The 14,290-nt window shown below is 71.5% G+C and carries 11 protein-coding genes; 7 read left to right on the top strand and 4 right to left on the bottom strand.

Features of this window, described 5'->3' with window-relative positions:
- Nucleotides 1-287: 287 nt before the first annotated feature.
- The 4 genes from rpsT to ACLBYG_RS00685 all read left to right on the top strand — a co-directional run bounded on the left by rpsT (nt 288) and on the right by ACLBYG_RS00685 (nt 4,664).
- Nucleotides 288-554 carry a 30S ribosomal protein S20 gene (gene rpsT, locus ACLBYG_RS00670; protein WP_007561677.1) on the top strand — a complete coding sequence of 89 codons (267 nt, stop codon included), beginning with the start codon at nt 288-290 and terminating at the stop codon, nt 552-554.
- A 489-nt stretch (nt 555-1,043) separates the two neighbouring features.
- A complete protein-coding gene (dnaA, locus tag ACLBYG_RS00675; protein ID WP_100250871.1) occupies nt 1,044-2,540 on the top strand; it encodes a chromosomal replication initiator protein DnaA in 1,497 nt (498 codons plus the stop codon).
- A gap of 279 nt (nt 2,541-2,819) precedes the next feature.
- Complete coding sequence (locus ACLBYG_RS00680; RefSeq protein ID WP_447680273.1) at nt 2,820-4,028, top strand: acetyl-CoA C-acetyltransferase; 1,209 nt, start codon at nt 2,820-2,822, stop codon at nt 4,026-4,028.
- 120 nt (nt 4,029-4,148) lie between these two features.
- Entirely contained in the window at nt 4,149-4,664 is a 516-nt protein-coding gene (locus tag ACLBYG_RS00685) for a hypothetical protein (RefSeq protein WP_427507546.1), read from the top strand.
- Nucleotides 4,665-4,694: 30 nt separating this feature from the next.
- Here the strand turns inward: ACLBYG_RS00685 and ACLBYG_RS00690 are convergent, their stop codons facing one another.
- Complete coding sequence (locus tag ACLBYG_RS00690; RefSeq protein WP_447680274.1) at nt 4,695-5,474, bottom strand: EAL domain-containing protein; 780 nt, start codon at nt 5,472-5,474, stop codon at nt 4,695-4,697.
- 113 nt (nt 5,475-5,587) lie between these two features.
- Between ACLBYG_RS00690 and ACLBYG_RS00695 the strand changes: the two genes are divergently transcribed.
- Entirely contained in the window at nt 5,588-7,789 is a 2,202-nt protein-coding gene (locus ACLBYG_RS00695; protein ID WP_427507547.1) for a 3-hydroxyacyl-CoA dehydrogenase NAD-binding domain-containing protein, read from the top strand.
- Here the strand turns inward: ACLBYG_RS00695 and ACLBYG_RS00700 are convergent.
- On the bottom strand, nt 7,759-8,721 hold the full coding sequence (locus ACLBYG_RS00700; RefSeq protein WP_447680275.1) for a LysR substrate-binding domain-containing protein: 963 nt from the start codon (nt 8,719-8,721) through the stop codon (nt 7,759-7,761). The two genes, ACLBYG_RS00695 and ACLBYG_RS00700, sit on opposite strands and share 31 nt — an antisense overlap.
- A gap of 185 nt (nt 8,722-8,906) precedes the next feature.
- Between ACLBYG_RS00700 and ACLBYG_RS00705 the strand changes: the two genes are divergently transcribed.
- Together ACLBYG_RS00705 and ACLBYG_RS00710 are read left to right on the top strand one after the other, a co-directional pair.
- On the top strand, nt 8,907-9,791 hold the full coding sequence (locus tag ACLBYG_RS00705) for an amino acid ABC transporter substrate-binding protein (RefSeq protein ID WP_244526823.1): 885 nt from the start codon (nt 8,907-8,909) through the stop codon (nt 9,789-9,791).
- Between the two features lie 15 nt (nt 9,792-9,806).
- Complete coding sequence (locus ACLBYG_RS00710) at nt 9,807-10,865, top strand: GntG family PLP-dependent aldolase (protein ID WP_447680276.1); 1,059 nt, start codon at nt 9,807-9,809, stop codon at nt 10,863-10,865.
- A 6-nt stretch (nt 10,866-10,871) separates the two neighbouring features.
- On the opposite strand, the gene ACLBYG_RS00715 is transcribed toward ACLBYG_RS00710, so the two are convergent.
- Both ACLBYG_RS00715 and ligA read right to left on the bottom strand, forming a co-directional pair.
- Nucleotides 10,872-11,741: a 3'-5' exonuclease gene (locus ACLBYG_RS00715; protein ID WP_447680277.1), complete on the bottom strand. Its 870-nt coding sequence runs from the start codon at nt 11,739-11,741 to the stop codon at nt 10,872-10,874.
- A 72-nt stretch (nt 11,742-11,813) separates the two neighbouring features.
- Complete coding sequence (gene ligA / locus ACLBYG_RS00720) at nt 11,814-14,246, bottom strand: NAD-dependent DNA ligase LigA (protein ID WP_447680278.1); 2,433 nt, start codon at nt 14,244-14,246, stop codon at nt 11,814-11,816.
- Nucleotides 14,247-14,290: the final 44 nt, after the last annotated feature.

A 14,290-nucleotide genomic window follows, 5' to 3' on the forward strand; every position in this document is an offset into this window, starting at 1 on the left:
CCGGCGCCCGTCATCGTCGCGGCGATGCGGCCTCCCGCGATCCGACGTCTTCGGTGAGGTCTGCCGGATGCGTCCGGGCGCCCGGACTGAGGCCGAGGCCCGCGATCCGGTTTCGCCTCCGAGCGCGTTGACGCGCGGCCCCCCCCTGACTATAGAAGCCGCTTCGCCGAGGGGCCGCGCTTTCGCGCGCGTTGCGTCTCGGCCATCGCCAGACAACCTGACGCGACGACCGATTTCCGGCACAGCCGGCCCGTCGGCATCGCCCGACGAGAAACACGAGGACGTACATGGCCAACACCGCTTCGGCCAAGAAGATGACCCGCAAGATCGCCAAGCGCACGGCGATCAACCGCTCGCGCCGCTCGCGCATGCGGACCTTCGTCCGCAAGGTCGAGGAGGCCATCGCCACCGGTAACCAGCAGGACGCGCTGGCTGCCCTCCGCGCCGCCGAGCCCGAGATGATGCGCGCTGCACAGCACGGCATCGTTCACAAGAACAATGCCTCGCGGAAGGTCTCGCGCCTCGCTGCCCGCGTTAAGGCGCTCGCCGCCTAAGACGCCACGCACCACCGAGACGGTCTCGAGCCCGGCCTTCGCGCCGGGCTTTTTCGTGCGCGCTGTCCGGATCGGGCCGCGCGCTGCCGGCGGCGCCATGAGTCGAAAGCGTTAACCCTATCCAAGAATCAACACGATTGCGGTTCCCGGAAACGGCGTGTAGCTTAACAGAAACTGACACTGGACAAGCAAAACACGACGATTTCGGGACTCCAGCGAATCGATCTGATTCGCCAAGACTCTAGCTGCCGTGTTCAGCTCCCGCGGGAACACTTGCGAATGGGAATCGGCGCCGTCCCCGCAAGTCCCACTGTTAAAGGAACCGTAGGTAATTGTTGATAGGCTCACCCAATCGGCAAAAGTTCCTCGCGGTGGGGTTGACTCCGTCCAGAGGACTCTGTCCCGCCCGTTCTTGCGGGACGCTGAGGGCGTAATTCGTGCGTACGCGCCGCCTGCGGGATTCCGGGGGCAGCGTCGGGAGAGCCAGTGATGCGTGTCGACGGAACGGTGGCGAGCGACGACGACGGGGGCCGCAACGGCGGCGGCAACACGGATTACGGGTCTGCCTGGGCCCGGGTGAAGCGCCGGCTGCGGGCCGAACTCGGCGAGGACGTGTTCGCCAGCTGGTTCGCCCGGCTGGAGCTGGAGGCCGTGGCCGGCGGAACGGCCCGCCTGACGGTCCCGACCCGCTTCCTGAAGAGCTGGATCGAGTCGCACTACCTCGACCGCGTCCTCAACACCTTCAAGGCCGAGGTCGAGGAGATCGCGCGGATCGAGGTCGGCGTGCGCGGGACCGGGGCGCCGGTCCGTCCGGTCGCCGTCGGAGCCGCGAAGGCAGGCCCGGTCAGCGGCCCGCTCGCCCGCCTCCACGCGACCAGCGCGCCGACGCCGGTCGCCGCGGTCGCACCCACGCCCGAGGCGCGCGGCGCCGAGGCCGGCGGTGACCTGAGCGGCACGCCGCTCGACGCGCGGCTGACCTTCGCGAGCTTCGTGATCGGGCGCTCGAACGCGCTGGCGCACGCCGCCGCCGAGCGGGTCGCCAATCACCAGGGGGAGGGCGCGCTCTACAACCCGCTCTACCTCCACGCGGGCGTCGGGCTGGGCAAGACCCACCTGCTGCACGGGATCGGCCACGCCGCCCGCGAGGCCGGCCGCCGGGTGATCTACCTGACTGCCGACCGCTTCATGTACGGCTTCGTCAACGCCCTGAAGACTCAGTCGGCGCTCGCCTACAAGGAGCGGCTGCGGGGCATCGACCTGCTGATCCTGGACGACGTCCAGTTCATCCAGGGCAAGTCGATCCAGGCCGAGTTCGGCCACACGATCAACGCGCTCATCGATGCCGGCCGTCAGGTCGTGGTCGCCTCCGACCGGCCCCCGACCGAACTCGAGGCCCTGGACGAGCGGGTGCGCTCGCGGCTCGGCGGTGGCCTCGTGGTCGAGATCACGGCCCTCGACGAGGCCCTGCGCGTCTCGATCCTGTCGGCACGCCTCGCCGCCGTGCGGGCCGCGCATCCGGGCTTCGACGTCTCGCCGCAGGTGGCGGCCTACGTGGCCCGCGCGATCACCGCCAACGGCCGCGACCTCGAGGGCGCGGTCAACCGCCTGCTGGCCCACGCCACGCTCACCGGGACCGCCGTGACGATGGAGACGGCCGAGAGCGCGATCCGCGACCTCGTGAAGAACCGCGAGCCGAAGCGGATCAAGATCGAGGACATCCAGAAGCTGGTCGCCTCGCGCTACAACGTCTCGCGGTCCGACATCCTGTCGGAACGGCGCACCGCCGCGGTGGTGAAGCCGCGCCAGATCGCCATGTACCTGTCGAAGGTCCTGACGCTGCGCTCGCTGCCGGAGATCGGTCGCCGCTTCGGAGGCCGCGACCACACCACGGTGCTGCACGCCGTGCGCAAGATCGAGAAGCAGATCGGCGAAGATTCGGTGCTCGGCGACGAGGTCGAGCTGCTGAAGCGGATGCTTCAGGACTAGTCGAACGCGCGGGGTTTCCCGCATCGCGTCCGGGCTGAGTTTGCTCTTTCACGAGCAGGTTCGATCCGGGCGGGTGCGGGGACGGCCGGGCACCCGGCTGATCTGGCCGAGCCCGGACGAGCACGACCAAACCACCCCCGCTGTCACGCGCCCTTCGCCGGCTCCCCGCTCTCGGGGCTGGCCGAGGGCGCGCGCGCCGTGGCAGACTGGCGCGAACCGAGACGGCCCTGTAAGGCCGCGTCGCCGACCGGCGAAGATCGACGCCCCGGGGGAGTGCTGATGACGGACGCCTTCATCTACGACCACGTTCGCACGCCGCGCGGGCGCGGCAAGGCGGACGGCTCCCTCCACGAGGTCACCGCCCTGCGGCTCGCCGAGACCGCGCTCCGCGCCCTCAAGGACCGCAACGGACTCGATACCGGCCTCGTCGACGACGTGGTGCTGGGCTGCGTCGATCCGGTGGGCGAGGCGGGGGGCGACATCGCCCGCGCCGCCGCCCTCGTGGCAGATTACGGCGCGCACGTCCCGGGCGTGCAGATCAACCGCTTCTGCGCCTCCGGCCTCGACGCGGTGAACTTCGCCGCCGCGCAGGTCATGAGCGGCCAGCACGAGATGGCGGTGGGCGGCGGCGTCGAATCGATGAGTCGCATCGGCATCGGCGCCTCGGGCGGCGCCTGGCCGGTCGACCCGGCGATCGCCATCAAGTCCTACTTCATGCCGCAGGGCGTCTCGGCCGACCTGATCGCCACCAAGTACGGCTTCACACGGGACGATTGCGACGCCTACGCGGTCCGCTCCCAAGAGCGCGCCGCGAAATCCTGGGGTGAGGGGCTGTTCGACCGCTCGGTGGTTCCGGTCCGCGACGTGAACGGCATCACGCTGCTCGACCGCGACGAGCACATGCGTCCAAGCACCGACATGCAGTCGCTCGCCGCGCTGAAGGCCTCGTTCGTGCAGATGGGCCAGATGGGCGGCTTCGACGCCGTCGCGACGGACGCCCATCCGGACGTGGAGAGCGTCGAGCACGTCCACCACGCCGGCAACTCCTCCGGCATCGTCGACGGCGCCGCCGCCGTGCTGATCGGTTCCCGCGCTGCCGGCGAGGCCGCGGGCCTGCGCCCGCGCGCCCGGATCCGCGCCTTCGCCAATATCGGGTCGGACCCGGCCCTGATGCTCACCGGGCCGGTGGACGTCACCCGCAAGGTCCTGGCGAAGTCGGGCCTGAGCCTGTCGGACATCGACCTGTTCGAGGTCAACGAGGCCTTCGCGGCCGTGGTCCTGCGCTTCTGCCAGGCCTTCGACCTCGACCCGGAGGTGGTCAACGTGAACGGCGGGGCGATCGCCCTCGGCCACCCGCTCGGCGCCACAGGCGCGATGATCCTCGGAACCGCGCTCGATGAGCTGGAGCGGACCGGCAAGGAGCGCGCGCTGGTCACGCTGTGCATCGGCGCCGGCATGGGCACCGCGACCATCATCGAGCGGGTGTGAACCTCCGCGCGGCCGGGAGCGGCGCCGCGCCGCTCCCCAAAGTCCGGGAACGCTGCTAGAGGCGCGGGCGACGCTCGGCCCTTTCGCGGTCCGGACGATAAAACAACGGGAGACAAGCCCTTGAACCGCCTGATTGCGACGCTCTGTCTGGGCGTCACCCTGAGCCTGCCGGTGGCCGCCCGCGCCGATGACGCGGCGGACCGCGTCGCCGCGGCAACCAACCTCGTCAACAAGACCCTGATCAAGAACCTCCAGACCGGGTTCAACGTCGCCCTCGAGAAGACCGTGGCGCCGATGCCGGAGGCCCGCGCCGAGGCCGTGCGCAAGGAGCTGCTGGACGAATTCGAGAAGCAGCGGACCCTCATGGTCCAGGGGCTCTCGAAGGACTACGCCGAGAAGTTCAGTCTCGCCGAGCTCAAGCACCTCGACGAGATCTACTCGGACCCGACCTACCTCAAGTTCCAGACGATGAACGCCGATCCGAACTCGTCGGTGACGGCGATCTCGCAGAACTCCGTGACCAAGCTGCTCAACATGCTGGCGGTGGCCGCGGCGACCGACAACGGACCGAAGCCCGGCACCCCGCCGGTGCCGCCTGCACCGCCGGCCGCTGCGCCGACCCCGGCGCCGAAGTAGGCGATGAGCGCCGCGCGCGTCGGTCCGGCGTCAGGCTGCGCGCGCGGCCACCATCGGGGCGAAGCCCGCGACCGGGGGCAGCCCCGCCAGGAGGGGCTTGGCGAAGTGGTAGCCCTGCACGAGCGTGATCCCGATATTCCGCAGGGCGTCGAGTTCCGCCGCGGTCTCCACGCCCTCTGCCAGAACCGTCACCCCGAGGGCGCGGGCGATGGCGACCACGCCCGAGACGATGGCGTAGCGCCCGGCGTCGCTGTCGAGGCCGCGCAGCACGTCCATGTCGATCTTGATCAGGTCGGGGCGGAAATTGGCGAGCAGGCTCAGGCCCGCGAAGCCGGCGCCGAAATCGTCGAGCGCCGTCAGGAACCCCTGCTTTCGGTAGGCGGCGACGATGCCCTTGACGTGCTCGATGTCCCGGAAGCGCTCCTGCTCGGTGAACTCGAACATGATCCGCCGGTGGGCGAAGTCGATGCGCCGCGCCGCCTCGAGCGAGGCGCGGATGCAGGCATTCGGCTCGTAGACCGCGTTGGGCATGAAGTTGATCGACAGCCGCGTGGCGCTGTCGCGGGGAAACAGCGTGCCGGCGAGCTCGATCGCCTTGACGCGGGCGGCCTGGTCGAACTGGTAGCGGGTCTCGTCGGTCACCCGGTCGAGGATCGTGTAGGCCGGCTCACCCTTCGGGCCGCGCACCAGCGCCTCGTAGGCCCAGACGCTGCCGTCCGCGAGGTCGAGGATCGGCTGGAACGCCATCGTGAAGTCGAAGTCGAGCTTGGTGCCGGCGCGACAGGCGCGGCAGCCGGAATCCTTCGTCATGTGCGGCTTTCGGTGAGTGACCCCGGCCGGCAGACAATGGCCGGACGCGCTCAACACAACCTTAATGCAAGTGCGCCGGCGGATCGTCGGCGGAACCCAGGGAGGACGGCACCGTGACGCTGACCGATTTCCGCTTCGAGACCGATCCCGACGGCGTCGCGCTGGCGACTTGGGACATGCCCGGCCGCTCGATGAACGTGATCACCGAAGGTGTGATGGACCAGCTCGAGCAGATCATCGAGCAGGTCGCGTCCGACCCGGCGATCAAGGGCTGCGTCATCGCCACCGGGAAGGACAATTTCTCCGGCGGCGCCGATCTCACCATGCTCCAGGGCCTGGGCCGGGCCTACGAGCAGCTGAAGGCCGAGCAGGGCGAGGAGGTGGCGATGCGCCACTTCTTCGAGGCCTCCCGACGCCTGTCGCTGCTGTTCCGGCGGCTGGAGACCTGCGGCAAGCCCTTCGCGGCGGCGATCCAGGGCCTGTGCCTGGGCGGCGCCTTCGAGCTGGCGCTGTCGTGCCATCACCGCGTCGCCTCCGACGACGGGAAGACCCGGGTCGGCCTGCCGGAGATCAAGGTCGGCCTGTTCCCGGGCGGCGGCGGCACGCAGCGGGTCGCCCGCCTGATGCAGACCGGCGACGCCCTGCAGATGCTGTTCAAGGGCGAGCAGATCCGCGCGCCCATGGCCAAGGGCATGGGGCTGATCCACGCGGTGGCGCCGCAGGCCGAGATCGTGGAGCGCGCCAAGGCCTGGATCCGCGAGGGCGGCTCGGCTGTGGCGCCCTGGGATGTGCCGAAGTTCAAAGCGCCGTCCGGCAAGGTCTACTCGCCGGCCGGCATGATGATCTGGCCGCCGGCCAACGCCATCTACCGCCGCGAGACGCACGACAATTACCCGGCCGCCAAGGCGATCCTGGCCTCCGTGTACGAGGGCCTGCAGCTGCCGATGGACCTCGCCCTGCGGGTCGAGAGCCGGTACTTCGCGCATATCCTGCGCTCGACCGAGGCGGCGGCGATGATCCGCACGCTGTTCATCTCAATGGGCGAGCTGAACAAGGGTGCGCGCCGCCCGAAGGACGTGCCGGCCACGAACCTGCGCAAGGTCGGCGTGATCGGCGCCGGCTTCATGGGCGCGGGCGTGGCCTACGTCACCGCCCAGGCCGGGATCGAGGTGGTGCTGGTCGACCAGTCTGTCGAGGCCGCCGAGAAGGGCAAGGCCTACGCCCACACCCTCATCACCGGCCAGATCAACAAGGGCCGGGCCAAGACCGCCGACCGGGAGGCGCTGCTCGGCCGGATCCAGGCCACGGCGGATTACGGCGCCCTCGCGGAGTGCGACCTCGTGATCGAGGCCGTCTTCGAGGATCCGCGCGTGAAGGCCGAGGTGATCCAGAAGGTCGAGGCGGTGATCCGCCCCGACGCGATCTTCGCGTCCAACACCTCGACCCTGCCGATCACCGGCCTGGCCAAGGCGTCGCAGCGGCCCGCGCAGTTCGTCGGCATCCACTTCTTCTCGCCCGTGGAGAAGATGATGCTCGTCGAGATCATCAAGGGCGAGGCGACCGGGGACGCGGCGCTCGCCACCGCCCTCGACTACGTGCGGCTGATCAAGAAGACCCCGATCGTCGTCAACGACGCCCGCGGCTTCTTCGCCAACCGCTGCGTCGGCGCCTACATCCTCGAAGGCCACAAGATGCTCTTCGAGGGCGTGCCGCCGGCGATGATCGAGAGCGCGGGCCGCCAGGCGGGCATGCCGGTCGGGCCGCTGTCGCTCAACGACGAGGTCGCCCTCGACCTCGTGCTCAAGATCGCCAAGGCCACCGAGGCGCAGGTCGGGCAGGGCGCCGTCGACCCGGCGCAGAAGGCGATCCTCGCCGAGATGGTCGAGAATCAGGGCCGGCTCGGCCGCAAGAACCGCAAGGGCTTCTACGACTACCCGGAGGGCGCGCCGAAGCGCCTGTGGCCCGGCCTGAAGGACCTGCAGCCGAACCGCCTCGACCCCGACGCCGTCGACTTCACCGAGCTGAAGCAGCGGCTCCTGGTGGTCCAGGCGCTGGAGGCCGCCCGCACGGTCGGCGAGGGCGTGGTCACCGACCCGCGCGAGGCCGATGTCGGCTCGATCCTCGGTTTCGGCTTCGCGCCGTTCACCGGCGGGACCCTGTCGTACATCGACTTCATGGGCGCGGCGGCCTTCGTCGACCTCGCGCGGACGCTCGAGGCCAAGCACGGGCCCCGGTTCCACGTCCCCGACAACCTGGCCGCCATGGCCGAGCGCGGGGGCACCTTCTACGCCGGCGCCGAGAAGCGCGCCGCCTGAGCGACGTCGGCCGGACGCCCGCTCGCGGCGTCCGGCAGCTGGGCGAGCTCCTCCAGCAGGACCGTGCGCGCGCAGGCGCCGAAGGCCCGCATCAGCCGCCCCCGGGCGTGGTCCGGGGGGAAGAGCAGCGCGAAATGCACCGGAAGCGCGGCGGCGAAGGGCCGGATCGCGATCGGCGAGACCTTCGCTTCCTCGTGGGCGGCCAGGGGGTTCATCACGCTGACCCCGAGCCCGGCCGAGACGAGGGTGCAGATCGAGGCGCCGAGGCCGGCCTCGGCGGTGATGGTCAGGCCGATCCCGGCCGCCTCGAAGACGGCCTCGGTCCGGCCGCGCAGGGCGCTCCCGAGCGACGCGGCGACGAAGGGCACGCCCTGAAAATCCGCGGGCGCGAGCGATTCCCGCGCGGCGAGGGCGTGGTCCCGCGGCAGGACGGCGACGCAGGCGCGCGTCTCGACATGCTCGGCGCGCGCCTCCGGGGCGTCGCCGTACAGCATCGTCAGCGCGGCGTCGCAGGAGCCGGTGGCGAGCCAGTGGTTCACGGTCTCGTCGTCGCCGGAATGGATCGCCACGATCACGTCCGGATGCGCGGCCCGGAAGCGGACGACCGCGCGCGCGAGGAGCCCGCCCGCCAGTCGCGGCATCGCCGCCACCCGCAGCCGCTCCGCACCGAAGGCCCGGATCCGCGCGGCCGCCGATTCCAGGCTCGTGAGGCCCACGAAGGCGCGCTCGACCTCCGCGTGGAACCGCGTCCCGTCGAGGGAGGGGACGACCCGGCTCCCGCTGCGGTCGAACAGGGGCAGGCCGGTGATCGCCTCCAGCTGCGCGATCAGCCGGCTGACCTGAGGCTGCGAGGTGTGGAGCCGGCGGCTCGCCTCGGTCATGGACCCGGTGGCCACCACAGCCCGGAAGGCCTCGATGTGCCGGAAGGTCATGCGCCGCTCGGCCATATCAGATCCGTATGCTCGGCAGGTGAATCGGCATTGGACGCACGCGCGCGGCCGCTCCTAGGATCAGTCGGCAAAGCTTCGGGCCGACTCCCCGTCGGGGCGGCCGGGCGCTTCGCCGGTTCAGACATAGCGAGGGGGTTCGGATCGTGTCGAGGACGCTGCCGCTTCTGTTGGCCACTCTGTGCTGGGCCGGCCTCGCCGCGCCGTCGGTCGCCGAGGGGCGCCTCGACAAGATCCGCGCGACCGGACAGATCAGCCTCGGCTTCCCGGACGCCTCGCCGCCCTTCGGCTTCCTCGACCAGAACGCCAAGCCGGTCGGCTATTCGCTGGAGATATGCGAACACGTCGCGCAGAAGCTCAAGGCCGCGCTCGGCCTGCCCAGGCTCGAGGTGCGCCACGTGCCGGTGATGTCGGCGACCCGGATCCCGCTGATCAACAACGGGACGATCGACCTGGAATGCGGCACCGCCAGCAACCTGCCCGAGCGGCACAAGCTGGTCTCGTTCGCGCCGACCACCTTCGTGGCGCAGGTGGTGTTGGTGGCCAAGAAGGACACGCCGGTGGATGTCGACGACATCGCCTCGTTCCGCGGCAAGGCCATCTCGGCGCAGGCCGGCGGCGAGACCCAGCGCGTCGCCACCCGGATCAACGTCCGTGACAAGCTCGACATCCAGGTGATGCCGGCCAAGGACACCGCCGAGGTGTTCCTGCTCGTGGAGACCGGCCGCGCGGCGGGCGCCATCAACGACGACGCCCTGGCCCACGCCACGGTTGCGGGGGCCAAGCGGCCGGCGGATTACAAGATCGGCACCAAGGGCCTGGAATTCGCCCCCTACGGGATCCTGGAGCCGAAGGACGACGCGGCCTTCAAGGCTGCGGTCGACAGGGCGGTGGTCGAGCTGATCCAGGACGGGACCGTGGCGCGGCTCTACGGCAAGTATTTCGAGCAGCCGATCCCGCCGAAGGGTATCAACTTGGAGTTGCCGATGAGCGACGTGCTCAAGCGGGCCCTCGCCAACCCGACCGATTCCGGCGACGAGGCGGCCTACCGGTAGGGCGGCGAGACCGACATGCGAGACGATCACGGCGAAGCCACGGACGCGCCGTCCGCGGTCGACCTGCGGAGCGACACCGTCACGCGGCCGACCGAGGCGATGTACGCCCGGATGCGGTCGGCGCCGCTGGGCGACGACGGGCTCGACGCCGACCCGACCGCCCGCGCGCTGGAGGAGACCGCCGCCGCGATGCTCGGCAAGGCGGCGGCCCTGTTCGTGCCGAGCTGCACGATGGGCAACCTGCTGGCGCTCCTGGCCCAGGTTCAGCGCAGCGAGCAGGTCCTGCTCGAGGCCCAGGCCCACATGCTCCACACCGAGCGCGGGGCCGCCACCCTGACCGGGGCGTTCCTGGACGGGATCGCCGGGACCGACGGCGCCATGGACCTCGACCGGCTCGAGGACGCCCTCCGGCCGAGCGCGAGCCCGCTGTCGACGGCCATGATCGCGCTGGAGACCTCGCACAACGCCGCCGGCGGCACCGTGCTGCCGCCGGACCACATGGCCGCGGTGGCGCAGATCGCCCGCGCGCGCGGCATCACGGTCCATCTCGACGGGGCCCGCCTGTTCAATGCCGCCACCCATCTCGGGGTCGCGCCGGCGGACCTCGCGGCCCATGTCGATACTGTGTCTCTGTGCCTCTCGAAGGGCCTCAGCGCCCCGGTCGGCGCCGTGCTCGCCGGCGACGGACCGGTGATCGCCGCGGCACGGCGCCTGCGGAAGATGATCGGCGGGACGCAGCGGCAAGTCGGGATCGTGGCGGCCGCCGGCCTCGAGGCGATCACCGTCATGGGCGCGCGTCTCGCCGAGGACCACGACCGGGCCCGGCAACTGAGCGCCGGGCTCAACGCCCTGCCGCGCCTCGCGGCGAACCTGCCGCAGACCAACATCGTGCAGGTCGACCTCTCTCGGACCGGGCGGGACAGCGCGCGCTGGGTCGCCGATCTCGACGCGGCCGGCATCCGCACGCGCCCGCTCGGCCCGCGGCGGCTGCGGCTCGTCACGCACCGGCACATCGCGGCGGCCGACATCGACCGCGCCGTCGCGGCCTTCCGCGCCTGCCTCGACGCGGCCTGAGCCCGGTCAGGCCGCGCCCGCGACCCGGGTCTTCGCGCCGAGCATGCGGGCGAGGAGCACGACGTCGCCGGCATTGTCCGAGAGCAGGTCGGTGATGTCGCCGACCTCCAGCGCCTTCACGTGGCGGCAGCGCATGCCGTAGCGGCCGGCCGTGCAGGTGCAGCGCAGCTCCGGGCCCCCCGGCCGTTCCTCCAGGCTGACGTGGTAGCGGTTGCCGGTCGAGCCGCGCATGGCGAACCGCAGGGCCGCCGGCGCGTCGGGGAAGCTTGCCACGGCCCGGGCGCTGATCGCACCCGGCACGCGGCGCGGCACGGCGGGGCCGCCGACCGCCCGCGCGACCGGGAGGCCGAGCGCGGCCGCGAGGGCGTGCACGTCCGCGACCGCCCGCTCGCGCATCGCGGCGAGCGCGATCTCCGCGCAGGCGAAGGCGTCCTCGCCGGCGTCGTGGTGCTCGAAGCGGATGCCGAGGCGCCGCGCGACCTTGCCGAGCCCGCAGCCCTCCGGCGCCGGGAAGACCCGGCGTGCCACCTGGACCGTGCAGAGATAGGCGAGATCGGGGACCGGCAGGCCGGCCCGCGTCAGCCCGGCGCGCAGGACGCCGATATCGAAGCTCGCGTTGTGCGCCAGGATCAGCCCCCGCCCGAGATCGCCGAGATAGGGCGCCATGACGGCGGCGAAGTCGGGCTTGTCGGCGACGTCGGCCGGCAGGATTCCGTGGACGCGGATGTTGCCCGGTGCGAAGCGCATCTCGGTCGGCCGGATCAGGTGGCTCGCGCGGCGCACGACGCGGCCCTCCGCGATCCAGGCCAGACCCACCGCGCAGGCGCTGTCACGCCGCTCGTTGGCCGTCTCGAAGTCGAGGGCCAGGACCGTCATCGAGGCTCAACCATACCGGGTGGAAGTTCTCGGGGTGTTCCCCGAGAGGTCTAGGCCGCCCGGACTCGGGCTTCAACCCTGCGCCACCATCGCCAGCCAGTCGTCCTCCGAGACGACCCGGACGCCGTGCTTCTCCGCGTCCTTCAGTTTCGAGCCCGCACCGGGGCCGGCCACGACCAGGTCGGTCTTGGCCGAGACCGAGCCCGAGACCTTCGCGCCCAGGCGCTCGGCCACCGCCTTGGCCTCGTTGCGGGTCATCTTCTCCAGGGTGCCGGTGAAGACCACGGTCTTTCCCGCGAACGCTGAGGCCGCGGCGGCCCGCTCCATCGGCTGCACCGCCACCGCGTCGAGCAGGGCCGCGACGGCGTCGGCATTGTGCGGCTCGGAGAAGAACAGGAGTAGCGCGTCGGTCGCCACCGGGCCGATCTCGCCGTCGTCGGCGAAGACCCGGTAGGCGTCGCCGGGACGCTGCGCCGCAGCCCGCGCGATCGCCGCGCGTACCGCGTCGACGTCGCCGTAATGGGCGAGGAGGTTCTCGCGCTGGACGGCGCTCAGGCGCGCCCGCTCCTTGGCCGGCGCCGCGTCGTCCTCCGGGAAGCCGAGATCGAGGAGCCGGTCCCGGGTCGTGCCCCCGACGCGCGGCACCGCGGTGAGCTCGACCCAGTCGGGACCGGGCTGCGCCGCCGCGGCCTCGCGGATCGCCGCGATCAGCGTCGGCATGTCGGCGAAGCGCTTCGCCAGCGCCTTGGCGGTCGCCTCGCCGATCTGCGGGATGCCGAGGGCGAAGAGCAGGCGGTTCATCGGCACGGCGCGCCGCGCCTCGACGGCGGCGAGCAGGTTCCGGATCGCCTTGTCTTCGTCGTCGCCCTTCTTCTTGGCGGCCTTCTTCGGCGGCTCGACCGTCCCCGAGTCCGCGCGCCGCTCGGCCGACAACGCCTCGCGCCGCGCCACGATGGCGGCCTTGAGTTCCGCGAAGTCGAGGCGGAACAGGTCGGCGGGCTGGCGCACCAGCCCGGCCTCGAACAGGACCTCGATATAGGTCTCGCCGAAGCCCTCGAGGTCGAAGCCGTTGCGCGACACGAAGTGCTTCATCCGCTCGACGCCCTGCGCCGGGCAGATCAGCCCGCCGGTGCAGCGGCGCACCGCGTCGGGCCGGCCGGTGCGGGGGTTGACGGCGCGGACGGCGCGGCTGCCGCAGGCCGGGCAGGTCTCCGGGAAGGCGTAGGGCCGCGAGTCGGCCGGGCGCTTCGTCAGGTCGACATCCATGACCTTCGGGATGACGTCGCCGGCCCGGACCACCGTGACCGTGTCGCCGACGCGGATGTCGCGGCCGTCGCGGATCGGCTCGCCGTCGGCGCCGACGCCCTTCACGTAGCCCTCGTTGTGCAGGGTGGCGTTCGACACGACGACGCCGCCGACCGTCACGGGACGGAGCTTGGCGAGCGGGTTCAGCGAGCCGGTGCGGCCGACATTGATGACGATGTCCTCGACGACCGTGGTGGCTTCCTGGGCGGCGAATTTGTGGGCGAGCGCCCAGCGGGGCGAGCGCGAGACGAAGCCCAGCCGCTTCTGGAGCGCGAGGTCGTCGACCTTGTAGACGACGCCGTCGATGTCGTAGCCGAGCCCGGCCCGGTCGGCCTCGATGCCGCGGTAATGGGCGAGCATCGCCTCCGTGTCGGTGAAGGTCTGGGTCCGCGGGTTCACCGGCAGGCCCCAGGCCGCGAAGTGCTCCAGCACGCCGGTCTGCGTGTGGGCGATCGGCGCCGACAGCTCGCCCCAGGCATAGGCGAAGAATCGCAGCGGCCGGGACGCGGTGATCGCGGGATCGAGCTGGCGCAGGCTGCCGGCGGCGGCGTTGCGCGGGTTGGCGAAGAGCGGCTTGCCGGCCGCCTCCTGCCGGGCGTTGATGGCGGCGAAGTCGGCGTGGGACAGGTAGACCTCCCCGCGCACCTCGCAGATCTCCGGCCAGCCGGACCCCGCGAGCACCGCCGGGATGTCCTGCACCGTGCGGGCGTTGGCCGTGACGTTCTCGCCCACCTCGCCGTCGCCGCGGGTGGCGGCGGTGTCGAGCCGGCCGTTCACGTAGCGCAGGGACAGGGACAGGCCGTCGATCTTCGGCTCGGCCGTGAAGGCGAGGGGGGCGTCGTCCGGCCAGCCGAGGAAGCGGCGCACGCGCGCGACGAACTCGGCCACCTCCGCGTCGTCGAAGGCGTTGCCCAGCGAGAGCATCGGCACCGCGTGCCGCACCTTGGCGAACTTCTCCGAGGGCTTAGCGCCGACCGACGTGCTGGCGGCGCCCGTGCCGGCGAGATCGGGGAATCGGGCCTCGATGTCCTCCAGACGGCGGCGCAGCCGGTCGTACTCGGCGTCCGATATCTCGGGCGCGTCCTCCTGATAGTAGAGGCGGTCGGCCTCCAGGATCGCGTCCGACAGCCGCGCGTACTCGGCGCGCGCTTCCTCGGCGGTGAGGTCGAGATCGAGCGGTTCGGATTTCGTGGCGGCCATGCCGGGGTTCTAACGCATCGGCGGCCGGCGGGGAGTCGGCCGCG

It is taken from the genome of Methylobacterium sp. D53M, assembly GCF_053345625.1.